Below are 14,392 nucleotides of genomic sequence, written 5' to 3'. Positions count from 1 at the left end.
GGCGGTGTGTCCGAGGAGCAGATCGGTCAGCAGGTCAGCCCGGCGCAGGAGGCGGCGGCCGGGGCTGAGCCGACGCCGCAGGCCCGGGAGCGGCATGCCGCGCTCAGCCAGGAGTTGACCGAGCACCAATACCGTTACTACGTCCTGGACGCGCCGACCATTCCCGACGCCGACTTCGACAGGCAGTTGCGCGAGCTGGAGGCGTTGGAGGCGGAGTTTCCGGCGCTGCGGACGCCCGACTCGCCGACCCAACGGGTGGGCGGCACGTTCTCCACCGACTTCACAGCTGTCACCCACGCCGAACGGATGCTCTCGCTCGACAACGCCTTCGCCGACGAGGAGTTGGCGGCCTGGGCCGAGCGGGTCGAACGCGACGCGGGCGGCCCGGTGCCCTACCTGTGCGAGTTGAAGGTCGACGGGCTGGCGATCAACCTGACCTACGAGAACGGCCGGCTGGTCCGGGCCGCCACCCGGGGCGACGGGCGCACCGGTGAGGACGTCACCGCCAACGTGCGCAGCATCCGGGACGTGCCCGGCCAGCTCGTCCCGTCCGGCGAATTCCCGGACGTTCCCGAGCTGGTGGAGGTCCGGGGCGAGATCTACTTCCCGATCGCCGCGTTCGCCGATCTCAACGCGGGTCTGGTGGAGCAGGGCAAGGCGCCCTTCGCCAACCCTCGCAACGCCGCCGCCGGCAGCCTGCGACAGAAGGATCCACGTGTCACCGCCACCCGGCCGCTGCGCCTGGTGGTGCACGGCATCGGCGCCCGTCGTGGGTTCCAGCCCACGGCGCAGTCCGAGTCGTACGCGGCTCTGAAGTCGTGGGGGCTGCCGACCAGCGACCGGTGGCGGGTCGTCCCGGACCTGGCCGGCGTGGCGGAGTTCATCGCGTACTACGCCGAGCACCGGCACGACGTCGAGCACGAGATCGACGGCGTGGTGGTCAAGGTCGATCCGGTCTCCATCCAGGGTCGGCTCGGGTCGACAAGTCGTGCCCCGCGCTGGGCGATCGCCTTCAAGTACCCGCCGGAGGAGGTCACCACCAAGCTGCTCGACATCGACGTCAACGTGGGGCGCACCGGCCGGGTCACTCCGTTCGCCGTGCTCGAACCGGTGCGCGTGGCCGGCTCCACCGTCGCGCTCGCCACCCTGCACAACGCCCGCGAGGTGGAGCGCAAGGGCGTGCTGATCGGCGACACGGTGGTGCTGCGCAAGGCCGGCGACGTGATTCCCGAGGTGCTCGGCCCGGTGGTCGACCTGCGGCCCGCCGATGCCCGGCCGTTCGTCATGCCGACCAGCTGCCCCGCCTGCGGCACCCCGCTCGCCCCGTCGAAGGAGGGCGACGTGGACATCCGTTGCCCCAACACCCGCAGCTGTCCGGCCCAGTTGCGGGAGCGGGTGTTCCACCTCGCCGGCCGGGGCGGGTTCGACATCGAGGTGCTCGGCTACAAGGGTGCCGCCGCCCTGCTCGACGCGGAGATCATCAGCGACGAGGGCAACCTCTTCCAGCTCGACGCCGAGCAGTTGTCCCGTTCGCCGTTCTTCGTCAACAAGGATGGCAGCCTGGGCAGCAACGCCACCAAGTTGTTGGACAATCTCGCGGTCGCCCGGGAACGGGACCTGTGGCGGGTGCTGGTGGCGCTCTCCATCCGGCACGTCGGCCCGACCGCCGCCCAGGCGCTCGCCCGGCACTTCCGCTCGATGGACGCCATCGACGCCGCCACCGAGGAGGAGCTGTCCTCGGTCGACGGTGTCGGGCCGACCATCGCCGCCAGCATCCGCGAGTGGTTCGCTGTGGACTGGCACCGCGAGGTCGTCCGCAAGTGGGCCGAGGCCGGCGTACGGATGGCCGAGGAGGCGGTCGACGAGGGGCCGCGCCCGTTGGAGGGGTTGACGGTGGTGGTGACCGGCACACTCGCCGGGTTCTCGCGCGACCAGGCCGCCGAGGCCGTGCAGAGCCGGGGCGGCAAGGTCAGCGGGTCGGTCTCCAAGAAGACGAGCTTCGTGGTGGTGGGGGACAACCCCGGGTCCAAGGCCGACAAGGCCACCAGTCTCAAGGTGCCGGTGCTCGACGAGGACGGGTTCCGGCTGCTGCTGGAAGCCGGCCCGGACGCCGCCCGGGAGGTCGCCCAGCTCGGCGGCTGACCCCGCCGGCGGCCGGCACGGCGACTGACCGCGTATACCAACTTAATTACGACTACTACCGATTCGTGACTGTCATACCGGGAAACTGGGGGCCGAGGGCGTTTCATTGGGTCACGGCGGGCGCACCGGCACGCCGTTGGTCGGTCGGGAGGTGTGGTGGAGGTCGCCGACCCACGCAACTCGCTGCCCGCGGGACGGGTCGCGCCGTTCGCCGCCTTCGTCGCCGGCATCCTGGCGGTCGCCGCGCTGACCGCCGCCGTTCCACTCGCGAGGCTCCCCGACGAACTGCCCGGGCTGCCTGTGGCGTTCTGGACGATGGCCGCGCTCGCCGTGGTCTGCGACGCGCGCCCGTTCGTTCCGCCGGGGCGTCGGCAGACGTCGGCGGTGTTCCCGTCCACCTGCTTCACCTTCGCGATCCTGCTCGGCTGGGGTCTCGGCCCGGCGGTGGTGGTGCAGGCGCTGGGGGTGGTCGTCTCGGGTTGGCGGATGGGGCACGCCGCGTGGCGCACGGCGTTCAACGTCGGCCAGTACGCGTGTGCCCTCGCCGCCGCGTACGGGGTGATCCAGCTCGGGTCCGGCACGATCTTCTCCGGCGGGCGGTTGCACTGGACCGACGTGGCCGCCATCGGTGGCGCGGCGCTGGCCTGGTTCGCCGTCAACTACGGGTTGGTCAGCTGGGCGGTGCGGCTGCGTTTCGGGGATCGCTGGTGGCCCACCGTCCGTCAGGGCCTCGGCTTCGAGTTGCTCTCCACCGGCTCACTGCTGCTGCTCGCTCCGGTGCTGGTCGCCGCGGCGCGGGTCAGCGCCGCGCTGATCCCGCTGGTGCTGGTGCCGCTCTTCGCGGTCTACCGGATGGCGCGGTTGACGAACGAGCAGCAGCACCTCGCCGCCGCCGACCCGCTGACCGGGCTGCCCAACCGCAAGGCCCTGTTGGCCGAGGTGGCGGAGCAGTTGCACGTGCATGCCGAGCGGACCGCCCGCGGCGAACCCGACGGGCAGCTGGCGCTGCTGCTGATCGACCTGGACCGCTTCAAGAACGTCAACGACGCCCTCGGGCACGCCGTGGGCGACCGGCTGCTGGTCGAGGTCAGCGCTCGGCTCACCGACGTGCAGCCCCGACCACAGATGATCGCCCGGCTCGGCGGTGACGAGTTCGCGATCGTGATGACCGGGCTGACCGACGTCGGTCAGGCGCGGGAGTTGGCCGACCAGGTGGTCCAGGCGCTGGCCGAGCCGGTGCCGCTCGACGGGCTGCCGTTGGACGTGGGCGGGTCGATCGGGATCGCCCTCTTCCCCGAGCACGGCGAGGACTTCGCCACCCTGATGCGCCACGCCGACGTGGCGATGTACGACGCCAAGCACCGCAACGACACGGTGGCCGTGTACGCGCCGGAGTCCGACCACAACTCCGCCGAGCGACTCGGCCTCCTCGCCGACCTGCGCCGCGTACTGGAGGCCAGCCCCTCGACCGAGGGCCCGTTCAACGCCGAGCCGGCAGGTCAGGGCCAGGGCGAGGAGGCGGCTGCGCGGGCGGACGGAAACGGCCGGCACGGCGTGCCGAGCGACGCCGAGCGGACGGCCGACGTACCCCTCGCCGTGGCTGCGGAGGTGCGCGGCGGTGACGGGGCGGCGCTGCCCAGCCCAGCGCCGGGCCAGCCCGCGCCAGCGGCGGACCCGGCGCCGGCGGTCGCCACGGCGCCGCCGGGAGCTGCTCGGTGGTGGGCACGCCGTCGGCGCACCGACGCCGAGCTGGTGCACTCCGATGAGCTGATCAACCGGATCGCCACCGGAGCCGACCCGATCCGGGGCCGCAACGCCCGTGCCACGCTCGCCGGCACCCGTTCCGGCTCGGCCCGGGATCGGCGCGCCGGGGGCGGGAACGGCCGGCGGTCCCCGAACGGGAGCGCGGTGGGTAAGGGTCGCACCGGGGCGCGGCGGGACGTCGGGCCGGGTACGCCTGGGCAGCCACCCGAAGCGACCGGGTGGGCGCACGCGGACGATGAGCCGGCCGACGACGCCGGGGAAATCACCATGTACTACCAGCCGCAGATCGCCATCGCGACCGGCGAGGTGGTCGGCGTCGAGGCCCTGCTGCGGTGGCGGCACCCCCGGCGGGGCATGGTCGACCCGGAGGAACTCATCCGGGTCGCCGAGCAGAGCGCCGTGATGCGCCTGCTCACCCGTCGTGTCGTCGACGATGTGGTGGAGCAACTCGCCAAGTGGTCGGCGGCCGGGATCAGCCTCCGCGCGGCGCTGAACGTGAGCGTGCGCGACCTGCACACCGGTGAGATCGCCGATCAGATCGCCGACCGGCTGGCCCGCTACGGGGTGCCGGCCGAGCGACTGCAGGTCGAGATCACCGAGGGTGCGTTGATGGCCGACCCGCGCCGGGTGCTGGCCACCATCTCCCGGCTGCACCGGATCGGGGTGGCCATCGCCCTGGACGACTTCGGCACCGGTTACTCCTCCCTGCAGCACCTGCGCCGCCTGCCGTTGTCCGAGGTGAAGGTGGACCGGTCGTTCGTTCTCGGCATGGCCGACGACGCCGACGACGCGGCGATCGTCCGGTCGATGATCGAGCTGGCCGGCGCTCTGGGGCTGCGGGTGGTCGCCGAGGGGGTCGAGGACGAGCGGACCTGGCGGATGCTGCACGCCGCCGGCTGTGACGCCGCTCAGGGCTGGTTCTACGCCCGGCCGATGCCGGCCGAGGAGTTGGTCACCTGGCTGGCCCGGTACCGGCCGGTCCGCCCGACCGGCGGGCACCCGCAGCCGGATGTCGCTCGCCGTCCCATCCGCTGACCCGCCCGCCGACACGGCACGACGGCCGGCAGAGGGGGAGTCGGGGACGCGGCACCGGAGCGGAACAATAGACTCGCTCCGGTCACCGCGTGTCACGCTCCACCCGTCGCGCGGCCGGCACACCGCCCGACCAGCAAGAATTCAGAAGGGGGCACGGATGGCCGCCATCTCCCGCGAGGAGGTCGCGCACCTGGCGCGCCTGTCGCGGCTCGCCGTCACCGAGGAGGAGTTGGACACGTTCGCCGGCCAGCTCGACGTGATCCTCCAGGCGGTCGCCCAGGTCGGCGAGGTCGCTGCCGCGGACATCCCGCCGACCTCGCACTCGGTGCCGCTGACCAACATCTTCCGCGAGGACGTCGTCACGCCGTGCCTGACCCCGGAGGAAGCGCTGTCGGGCGCGCCCGACGCCGAGGACCAGCGCTTCCGCGTACCGCGGATCCTGACCGAGGATGTGGCCTCATGAGCATGAGCGATCTCATCAGCATGACCGCGACGGAGATCGCGGCCCTGGTCGCCGGGGGCGAGACCTCCGCCGTCGAGGTGACCCAGGCGCACCTGGACCGGATCGCCGCGGTCGACGACCGCGTGCACGCCTTCCTGCACGTCGACACCGACGGCGCGCTGGCCGCGGCCCGCGCCGTGGACGCGCGCCGGGCTGCCGGCGAGGAGCTGGGCCCGCTCGCGGGTGTGCCGGTCGCGGTCAAGGACGTGCTCGCCACCCGGGGCGTGCCCACCACCGTGGGGTCGAAGATCCTGGAGGGCTGGCGCCCGCCGTACGACGCGACGATCGTGCAGCGGCTGCGGGACGCCGGCACGGTGATGCTCGGCAAGACCAACATGGACGAGTTCGCGATGGGCTCCTCCACCGAATACTCGGCGTACGGCCCGACGCACAACCCGTGGGACCTGAGCCGGATCCCCGGTGGCTCGGGTGGTGGCAGCGCCGCCGCGCTGGCCGCGTACGAGGCGCCGCTGGCGATCGGCTCGGACACCGGCGGCTCGATCCGTCAGCCCGGCGCGGTCACCGGCACCGTGGGCGCCAAGCCCACCTACGGTGGCACCTCCCGGTACGGGCTGGTGGCCTTCTCCTCGTCGCTCGACACCCCCGGCCCGTGTGCCCGTACGGTGCTCGACGCGGCCCTGCTGCACCAGGTGATCGGCGGGCACGACCCGCGTGACTCCACCTCGATCCCGCTGCCGGTGCCGGACGTGGTGGCCGCGGCGAAGCTCGGCGCGACAGGTGACCTGACCGGTGTGCGGCTCGGCATCGTGAGCGAGTTCGTCGGCGAGGGCGCCGAGCCGGGTGTGATGGCCGCCTTCCGGGAGTCGGTGGACGCGCTGACCAAGATGGGCGCCGAGGTCGTCGAGGTGTCCTGCCCGACGTTCGCGTACGCCCTGCCGGCTTACTACCTGATCGCCCCGAGCGAGTGCTCCTCCAACCTGGCCCGGTTCGACGGTGTCCGGTTCGGCCTGCGGGTCGGCGACGACGGCAACCGGTCGCTGGAGGAGGTCATGTCGCTGACCCGGGAGGCCGGCTTCGGCCCGGAGGTCAAGCGCCGCATCATGATCGGCACGTACGCGCTGTCGTCGGGTTACTACGACGCGTACTACGGGCAGGCGCAGAAGGTCCGGACGCTCATCACCCGGGACTTCACCGCCGCGTTCGAGCGGGTCGACGCGCTGATCTCGCCGACCACTCCGTCGGTGGCGTTCCCGATGGGCGCGCGGACCGCCGACCCGTACCAGATGTACCTGGCCGACCTGTACACGATTCCGACCAACCTGTACGGCGGGCCGGGCATCTCGGTGCCCTGTGGGCTCTCCGAGGGGCTGCCGGTCGGTCTGCAGGTGATGGCCCCGACGATGGCCGACGACCGGATGTACCGGGTCGCCGCCGCGTTGGAGTCCGCCGTCGGCACGTTCACCCCGCCGACGCTCTAGAACGGAAGTCATCGCATCGGCGCCGAGGGATCTGTCCCTCGGCGCCGATCGCGCGTCCGGGCAGGTGGGGTGTCGATCAGGGCCGGCTCGGCGGCTCGGCGAGGTAGCGGCGGGCCTCCCGCAGACCACGCCAGCGGAACCAGGCGGCACCTCCCCAGAGCAGGATCAGCAGGACGGCCAGCAAGCGGGTGGACGGGCGGACCGCGCTCACCAGGGTCAGCAGTTGGGTGAGGACGCCTGCGGCGAACAGCCACAGCAGCCAGCGTTGACTGATGCGGAGTTGGGCCTCCTTACGGGCGAGCGCGTCGAGTTGCGGGTCGTCGGTGGACCCGTCGCGTAGCGCCCGCTCGACCCGCCGCTTCGTCGCCGGAGCGGTGCCGGCCGTCTGCGGCATCCGCCTGATCAGCCGACGGCCGAAGGCGAGGGCGACGACCGCGCCGACCAGCGGCGGGACCAGCATCCACGCGAACGTCACGAGCAGGTCATCGGACTTCACGGTGCCGCGGCCGACAAATGCGGCGGTGCCCAGCGCGGCGAAGAGGACCACTACCAACGCGGCGACAACGTACGTGCTGGGGTCCCGCCTCTGCGTCACCTGCCCATCGGCTGCGCCACGTTCCTCGGTGGTCACGGCCGCCCCTGATTCCGGCGCCGCCGGTTCACCAAATGCGCCAGGGCGTACGCGATCGCCACCGCCACCACCCCGGGCAACACCATGCCGATCACCAGCTCGGCGGCCGTGTCCGGCTGGCGATCCTCCCCGGAGGCGAACCAGCTGATCAGGGTCACCACGACGGCCACCGCCCACACCGCGACCACTCCGACGAGCACCGGCCGGACCTGCACTCCTGGCTCTCTCCCCGTATTCGTCATTGTCGCTTCGTACCCCGCCGCCAACGACGCCACGCGCGCCTGACGAAACCCGGCCGAGGATTGATCGGACAACCCCATTAGGCTGGACAGGTTCTGTCCCGGATCGCGCCTGGAGCGTCTCATGACCACGACACTGCCCGCGTACGACGAGGTCGTTGCGCGCTTCGAACCGGTGATCGGCCTGGAGACCCACGTCGAGCTGGGCACGAACACCAAGATGTTCTGCGGTTGCCCGACCGATTTCGGCGGCGAGCCGAACACCCGGGTCTGCCCGGTGTGCCTGGGTCTGCCCGGTTCGCTGCCGGTGGCCAACAAGGCGGCCATCGAGGCGATCATCCGGATCGGCCTGGCATTGAACTGCTCGATCGCCGAGTGGTGCCGGTTCGCCCGGAAGAACTACTTCTACCCGGACATGCCGAAGAACTTCCAGATCAGCCAGTACGACGAGCCGATCTGCGTCGACGGTTACCTGGACGTCGAGGTGGGCGGCGAGACCGTGCGGATCGAGATCGAGCGGGTGCACCTCGAGGAGGACACCGGCAAGACGCTGCACGTCGGTGGCGCCACCGGCCGCATCCACGGCGCGACGGAGTCGCTCGTCGACTACAACCGGGCCGGCATTCCGCTTGTCGAGATCGTCACCAAGCCGATCACGGGCACCGGTGCGCTCGCCCCCGACGTGGCCAAGGCGTACGTCGCCGAGCTGCGCGACGTGATCCGCACCCTCGGCGTCTCGGACGTGCGGATGGAGGAGGGTTCGCTGCGCTGTGACGTGAACACCTCGCTCAACCTGCCGGGCGAGGAGTGGGGCACCCGTACCGAGACCAAGAACGTCAACTCGCTGCGGTCGGTGGAGCGCGCGGTCCGCTCGGAGATGCTGCGGCAGGCGTCGGTGCTCGACGCGGGCGGCCGGATCACCCAGGAGACCCGCCACTTCCACGAGGACACCGGCGACACCACCCCGGGTCGCTCGAAGGAGACGGCCACCGACTACCGGTACTTCCCCGAGCCGGACCTGGTGCCGATCGCCCCGGACCCGGCGTGGGTCGCCGAGCTGAAGGCCGCCCTGCCGGAGCTGCCCCGGGTGCACCGGCGTCGGCTCCAGGAGCAGTGGGGCCTCTCCGACCTGGACATGCAGTCGGTGCTGAACGCGGGCGCGGTCGAGCTGATCGAGGCCACCGTGGCCGCCGGCACCACCCCGGCCGCGGCCCGCAAGTGGTGGCTGGGTGAGTTGTCCCGCCGGGCCAACGAGAGCGGCGTGGAGCTGGCCGAGATCGGTGCCACCCCCGCCCAGGTCGCCGAGCTGCAGGGGTTGGTCGACGCCGGCAAGCTCAACGACAAGATGGCCCGCACGGTGTTGGAGGGCGTGGTCGACGGTGAGGGCTCGCCCACCGAGATCATGACCAGTCGGGGCCTGGAGGTCGTGTCGGACACCGGCGCGCTCACCGCCGCCGTGGACGAGGCGATCGCCGCGAACCCCGGCATCGCCGACAAGATCCGCAGTGGCAAGGTCGCGGCGGTCGGCGCGCTGGTCGGCGCGGTCATGAAGACCACCCGGGGCCAGGCCGACGCGAAGACCCTGCGTGAGCTGATCCTGGAGCGCCTCGGCGTCCAGGGCTGACACCCACCCGGAGCACGCCGCCGCCGTGACCCGGCGGCGGCCTGCCGCCACCCCCTGCGGTCCGCGTTCGCCGATCGGGTGCCGGTGCTGACCGTGTTGCTGCCCGGCAGCATCGTCACCGCCGCCCTGGCCGCCATCGCCCTCCGCTGACCGTCCGCGCCCGCCGGTGTCGGCTCAGCCGGTCGGCGTGGGTGTGGGTGTGCCGGGGACACCGTCGGTCGGCGTGGGCGTGGGCGTGGGTGTGGCGGGAACGCCGGCGGTCGGGTTCTCCACCAGGCGTCGTTCCAGGTTGACCTGGGCCTGCCCGGTGCCGCCGACGGTGATGGTGTCGTACGCCTGGAGCAGCTTCTGCTGGTCGAAGTAGAGCACGCTCATCGACAGTGGGGTGGGCTTCTCGCCCTCCAGGCCACGCAGCCCGGCACCGCCGGTGGAGCCCTCCACCATCAGCGTGGTGGGTTGCTGCCCGGGTGTCTCCGGCAGCTTGGAGACCTGCCGGGAGTGGGTATGCCCGGCCAGCACCAGCGGGCAGGTGCCGGCGAGCGGCCCGGCCGACGCCGGGTCGTGCACGAGGGCGATGTTTACCGGTCGCGGTGAGCTGCGGATCGTCGCGGCGAGCTGGTTGCCGACCCCGGTCACCTGGTCGGCCACCTGCTGGGTCAACCCGCTGCCGGCGGGGGAGGTGTTCTTGTCCGGGGTGAAGCGCGGGTCGCCGATCCCGGCGATGGTCAGCCCGCCGACGGTCGTGGTCGAGTTGCTCAACACGATCGCGTTCGGCTGGCGGGCCACCGCTGCGGCGGTCTTGCCGGAGTCGTGGTTGCCCCGGATGAAGACGTACGGCTTCTTCAACAGGCCGATCGAGGCGACGAAGGAGGCCTCCGGCTCGCTGCCCCAGTCGGTGATGTCCCCGGTGTCGATCACCACGTCGATGCCGAACTGCTCCACGACCGTCCGGATCAGCTGCCAGCCGGTCGGGTTGAGGTGCATGTCGGAGACGTGCAGCACCCGCGTGGTGCCCGGGGTCGGCTCCAGCAGTGGCAGCGCCGAGACGGTGGTGTAGAGCTGGCTGACGTTGCCGACCAGGCGCTGCAACTGCTCCGCGTACTTGGTGTAGTCGTTGGCGATCCGGCGGGCGTCACCGACGATGGCCGGCGCGTTGACCAGCAGCCCCTCGTAGCGGGGCTCCTCGATGGCCTGCGGACGCAGGGTCGCCGCCGCCGTGCCGAGGCTGCCGGCGGTGACCAGCAGCGCCAGCCCACCCGCCCAGGCGGTACGCCGGACGTCGCGGAAGATCAGCCCGGCCAGGACCAACGTGACAAGAACCGACGCGCCGAGGGTACGCAGGCCGAGGCGCATCACCCCGGAGCGGACGTCCTCCACGGCGCTCTGGCTGGCCCGGCTGATGCTGGCCGGGTCGTCGATCAGCGCCTCGGTGCGCCCCTGGTCGAGGGCGCCCAGCCGGACGGTGAGGTGGGTCGGCCCGTCGTGGCTGTCGAGCAGCAGCGCGCCGAGCGGCGGGATGTCGACGGTGGTGCCGCCGTCCCGGGCGGGGGAGATGCTGAGGTTGGCCCGGAACGGGCCGATGTCGGTGCTCACCTGACCGCCCGCCAGCACCCCCAGCACCGCCCCGGCCAGGGCCACGGCGAGGACGGCGACGATCAGCCCGAGGCGGCGCAGCGGGCCGGCGGCGCCGACCCGCCAACCCGTCGGGCGTGGCCGATCGTCGCCGGTCACCGGGTCACCCCGGTCATCGGCGTCGTCGTGCCGCTCGTCGCGTTGGCCGTCCATGCTGAGAGTCTGACCTGCCCGTCGGAAGATCTTGGTAAACCTGAACGGATGGTGACGAAATCAGCTGCGTCCGCCGTCGCCGCCGGCGAAGACCACCCGCAGGAGCCGGTCGTCGTCGCCCGCCGGGTCGCCGCGCCCGTCGTGGTTGGAGGTGCTCACCCAGAGCGACCCGTCCGGTGCCGCAGCGACCGCACGCAGCCGGCCGTAGCGGTTGGTGAGCAGCTCACTGGGCTGACCGAGCAGCGTGCCGGTGTCGGTCAGCTCCATCACCCAGAGGCGCTTGCCGCGCAGGCAGCCGGTGACCAGCAGCCGGTCCGTGGCGGCCAGACCGGAGCAGGACGCGTCCGACGTCGCCCACTGCGCGATCGGGTCGGTGAACCGATTGTCGCCGGCCTTACCCTCGACCTCCGGCCAGCCGTAGTTGCCGCCCTTGGTGATCTGGTTGATCTCGTCCCAGGTGTTCTGGCCGAACTCGACGGCGTACATCCGCTTCGCGGCGTCCCAGGCGAAGCCCTGAACGTTGCGGTGGCCCATCGACCACACCGGGGAGTTGGGGTACGGATTGCCGGCGGCGGGCTTGCCGTCCGGGGTGATCCGGAGGATCTTGCCGCCGAGGCTCTTCACGTCCTGCGAGAGGGGGCGCTGACCGGCGTCACCCGTGCTGACGTAGAGCTGCTTGTCCGGGCCGAAGCCCAGCCCACCACCGTTGTGCACATTGGCCTTGGGGATGCCGGTGAGGATCGGGGTGGGCTGCCCGCCGAGTCGCAGCCGGGCGACCCGGTTGTCCCGTTCGGTGGTGTAGTAGACGAACACCGTCTGGTCCCGGGCGTAGTCGGGGGAGGCGGCGATGCCGAGCAGGCCACCCTCGCCCGCCGCCGCCACGTCGGGGATGGTCTGGAGCGGGCGGACAGTCAGCCCGTCCGGCCCCGACTGGGGCCCGACCTGGAGGATCCGGCCGTTGTCCCGTTCGGTGACCAGCGCGCCGCCGTCCGGCAGGAAGGCGATGGCCCAGGGCACCCGCAGACGCTTGGCGAGCACTGTCGCCACCGCCTGCTGGCCGGCGCCGCCGGGGCTCGCCGACGCGGACGGGGTGGGCAGGTTTGGCGGTTCGCCGGCCGGGTCGGGCTCCGGCTCGCCGAAGCTGCAACCGGCGACGAACAGCAGCGCCGCGCAGGACGCCGCGAGGGCCACCCGGAGGCGGTGGATGCGAGGGTACGGGGGACGGGCGCTCACCCGGCCCAGGGTAGCCCGCCGCGCGGCCCGGCCGTGTCCGTCGAGATGCAACGGGCGCCGACGGACCCGCTCGGTGGTCCCCGGTGGACCGCTCACCGTGCCCGTACGGCCAGCAGCGCGGTGTCGTCCTCGCGGTGCTCGATCGAGGCGAGCAGCAGGTCGCACAGGTCGTCGAGGGGCAGCGTGTCGGTGCCGGTCAGCCGGCCCGCCAGCTCGGCCAACCCCTCGTCGATCGAGCGGTCCCGCCGTTCGATCAGCCCGTCGGTGTAGAGCAGCAGGGTGTCACCGGTGGACAGGCTTGTCGACTGGCTGCTTCGCGGCGACGGGCGGGCCAGGCCGAGCAGTGGCTCCGGCGTCGCTTCCAGGACCTCGACCGCCCCGCCCACGCGGACCACCAGGGCCGGCGGGTGCCCGGCGTTGGACCAGGTCACCTCGTGCAGACCGGCGCGCTGCGGGCAGATCCGCACAAGCGTCGCGGTGGCAGCGATCGGCAGCCGCAGGCCACGGATGGCGCCATCCAGGTTGCTCATCAGTGACCCGACCGCGTCCGGCCGGCCGAAGGCGTTGCCCCGCACCAGGTTGCGCAGCTGGCCCATGGTCGCCGCCGCCTCGATGTCGTGCCCGGCCACGTCCCCGATCGCCACGATCACGTCGCCGTCGGGCTGCACGAAGGCGTCGTACCAGTCGCCGCCCACCTCCACCCGGTCGGCCGCCGGCTGGTAGCGGGCCGCCAGCTCCAACTCCGCCACCACCGGCAGCTGGGGCAGCATGCTGTGTTGCAGGACCTCGGCGACGTGCCGCTGCTCGCCGTACATCGAGCTGTTGCCGACGGCCTGGCCGGCCCGCCGGCCGATGTCGACAGCGGTGAGCAGGTCCCGGTCGTCGAACTGCTGCCGTTGGCCGCCGTTGACGAGGGTGATCGCCCCCAGCACCGTGCCACCGACGCCCCGCACCGGCACGCTCAGGTACGAGGCGATCCCCAGCCGACCGGCGATGGAGGCCATCTCCGGGTGGGTGGTGCCCCGCGTCACGTCGGCCAGCGACGCCATGCTGCCGAGCCGGGGCTGGCCGGTCCGGAGCACCGCCCGGATGCTCGACTCGGGGCTCAGCCCGGTGCGCAGCAGCTCGCCGAAACGGTCGACGTCCGCCGCGCGGGCCGGGTCCCGGTGCACCGAGACGACCTCGCGGGGCAGGCCGGTCGGCCCGATCAGGGTGAGCAGGCACCAGTCGGCGAGCAGCGGCACCATGGTGGCGGCGAGTCGGCGCAGCGCGGTGCCCACGTCCAGGGTGCCGGCCAGGGTCTCGCTCACCCCGGCCAGCAGCTCCAGCCGCTCGTGCGCCTGCACGACCCGCCGCCGTGCCTCCTGCGCGCCGTCGAGCGCGATCCGCAGTCGCAGCTCCGACGAGCAGGCGGCGGCCAGGTCGGCCAGGGTCCGCAGCTGCGCGGCCGTCCAGGCGCGGGGCTTGTTGTCGATGGCGCAGAGCGAGCCGAGCACCCGTCCGGACAGGTCGGTCAGCGGCATCCCGGCGTACGCGACCACGCCGAGGTCGTCGATGGCCAGGTTGTCCCGGACGCGGGGGTAGAGCCGGGCGTCCGGCAGCACCATCGGCGCCTCGATGTCCACCACGTGCTGGCAGAACGAGTGGCTCAACGGGGTCTGGCGGCGCTCCGACCAGGGCTCCGGCAGACCGACCGCGCCCGGGAAGAACTGCCGGTCGGCGGAGACCAGGGAGACCAGCGCGACGGGCACGTCCAGCAGGTCGCTGACCAGCCGTGCGAACCTGTCGAACGCCTCGTCCGGGGCGGCGTCCAGCCCGGTGTCGGCTAGCGCGCGCAACCTCGCTGGGTCGCCGAGCACCGAAGGTGGCGCGATCGAACGCCGGGCGGTGCCGGGGGAGCCGTCGGTCATCGAGCACCTGTCTGCCGGGGCGGAGGCCGACCGGCCCTCCGACCCTTCGTTATACCTCGTCCAGGTCGGCGTCGAACATCGGTGTGCT

At 72.4% G+C, this 14,392-nt stretch carries 10 protein-coding genes; 5 read left to right on the top strand and 5 right to left on the bottom strand.

Features of this window, described 5'->3' with window-relative positions; genetic code table 11:
- Positions 1-6: 6 nt before the first annotated feature.
- The 4 genes from ligA to gatA all read left to right on the top strand — a co-directional run bounded on the left by ligA (position 7) and on the right by gatA (position 6,882).
- Entirely contained in the window at positions 7-2,142 is a 2,136-nt protein-coding gene (gene ligA / locus ACLQ3B_RS17835) for an NAD-dependent DNA ligase LigA (RefSeq protein ID WP_425781854.1), read from the top strand.
- A gap of 156 nt (positions 2,143-2,298) precedes the next feature.
- Positions 2,299-4,941, top strand: coding sequence for a putative bifunctional diguanylate cyclase/phosphodiesterase (locus ACLQ3B_RS17830; RefSeq protein ID WP_425781853.1), 2,643 nt, complete (start codon positions 2,299-2,301; stop codon positions 4,939-4,941).
- Between the two features lie 157 nt (positions 4,942-5,098).
- Positions 5,099-5,404, top strand: a complete 306-nt coding sequence (gene gatC / locus ACLQ3B_RS17825; protein ID WP_091393256.1) for an Asp-tRNA(Asn)/Glu-tRNA(Gln) amidotransferase subunit GatC — start codon at positions 5,099-5,101, stop codon at positions 5,402-5,404.
- A gap of 2 nt (positions 5,405-5,406) precedes the next feature.
- Positions 5,407-6,882, top strand: coding sequence for an Asp-tRNA(Asn)/Glu-tRNA(Gln) amidotransferase subunit GatA (gene gatA / locus ACLQ3B_RS17820; protein WP_425781852.1), 1,476 nt, complete (start codon positions 5,407-5,409; stop codon positions 6,880-6,882).
- Positions 6,883-6,958: 76 nt separating this feature from the next.
- Here gatA and ACLQ3B_RS17815 read toward each other — a convergent pair whose 3' ends face one another.
- Both ACLQ3B_RS17815 and ACLQ3B_RS17810 read right to left on the bottom strand, forming a co-directional pair.
- Complete coding sequence (locus ACLQ3B_RS17815; protein WP_425781851.1) at positions 6,959-7,477, bottom strand: hypothetical protein; 519 nt, start codon at positions 7,475-7,477, stop codon at positions 6,959-6,961.
- Between the two features lie 32 nt (positions 7,478-7,509).
- The gene (locus ACLQ3B_RS17810; protein WP_425781850.1) at positions 7,510-7,755 is read right to left on the bottom strand and encodes a hypothetical protein; all 246 of its coding nucleotides are present in this window, start codon (positions 7,753-7,755) and stop codon (positions 7,510-7,512) included.
- A gap of 121 nt (positions 7,756-7,876) precedes the next feature.
- Here ACLQ3B_RS17810 and gatB point away from each other — a divergent pair, with 121 nt between their 5' ends.
- Complete coding sequence (gene gatB, locus ACLQ3B_RS17805) at positions 7,877-9,376, top strand: Asp-tRNA(Asn)/Glu-tRNA(Gln) amidotransferase subunit GatB (protein WP_396715300.1); 1,500 nt, start codon at positions 7,877-7,879, stop codon at positions 9,374-9,376.
- A gap of 174 nt (positions 9,377-9,550) precedes the next feature.
- On the opposite strand, the gene ACLQ3B_RS17800 is transcribed toward gatB, so the two are convergent.
- From ACLQ3B_RS17800 to ACLQ3B_RS17790, 3 genes are all read right to left on the bottom strand, one after another.
- Positions 9,551-11,161 carry a metallophosphoesterase gene (locus ACLQ3B_RS17800; protein ID WP_425781849.1) on the bottom strand — a complete coding sequence of 537 codons (1,611 nt, stop codon included), beginning with the start codon at positions 11,159-11,161 and terminating at the stop codon, positions 9,551-9,553.
- A gap of 60 nt (positions 11,162-11,221) precedes the next feature.
- Positions 11,222-12,394 (bottom strand): PQQ-dependent sugar dehydrogenase, encoded by a 1,173-nt coding sequence (locus tag ACLQ3B_RS17795; protein ID WP_425781848.1) that lies wholly within the window; start codon positions 12,392-12,394, stop codon positions 11,222-11,224.
- A 92-nt stretch (positions 12,395-12,486) separates the two neighbouring features.
- A complete protein-coding gene (locus ACLQ3B_RS17790) occupies positions 12,487-14,304 on the bottom strand; it encodes a SpoIIE family protein phosphatase (RefSeq protein WP_425781847.1) in 1,818 nt (605 codons plus the stop codon).
- Between the last annotated feature and the right edge of the window lie 88 nt (positions 14,305-14,392).

The sequence above is a fragment of the Micromonospora sp. DT53 genome (assembly GCF_049841535.1).
Taxonomy (GTDB): Bacteria; Actinomycetota; Actinomycetes; order Mycobacteriales; family Micromonosporaceae; genus Micromonospora.
This window is presented reverse-complemented; position numbering and strand designations above follow the sequence as displayed.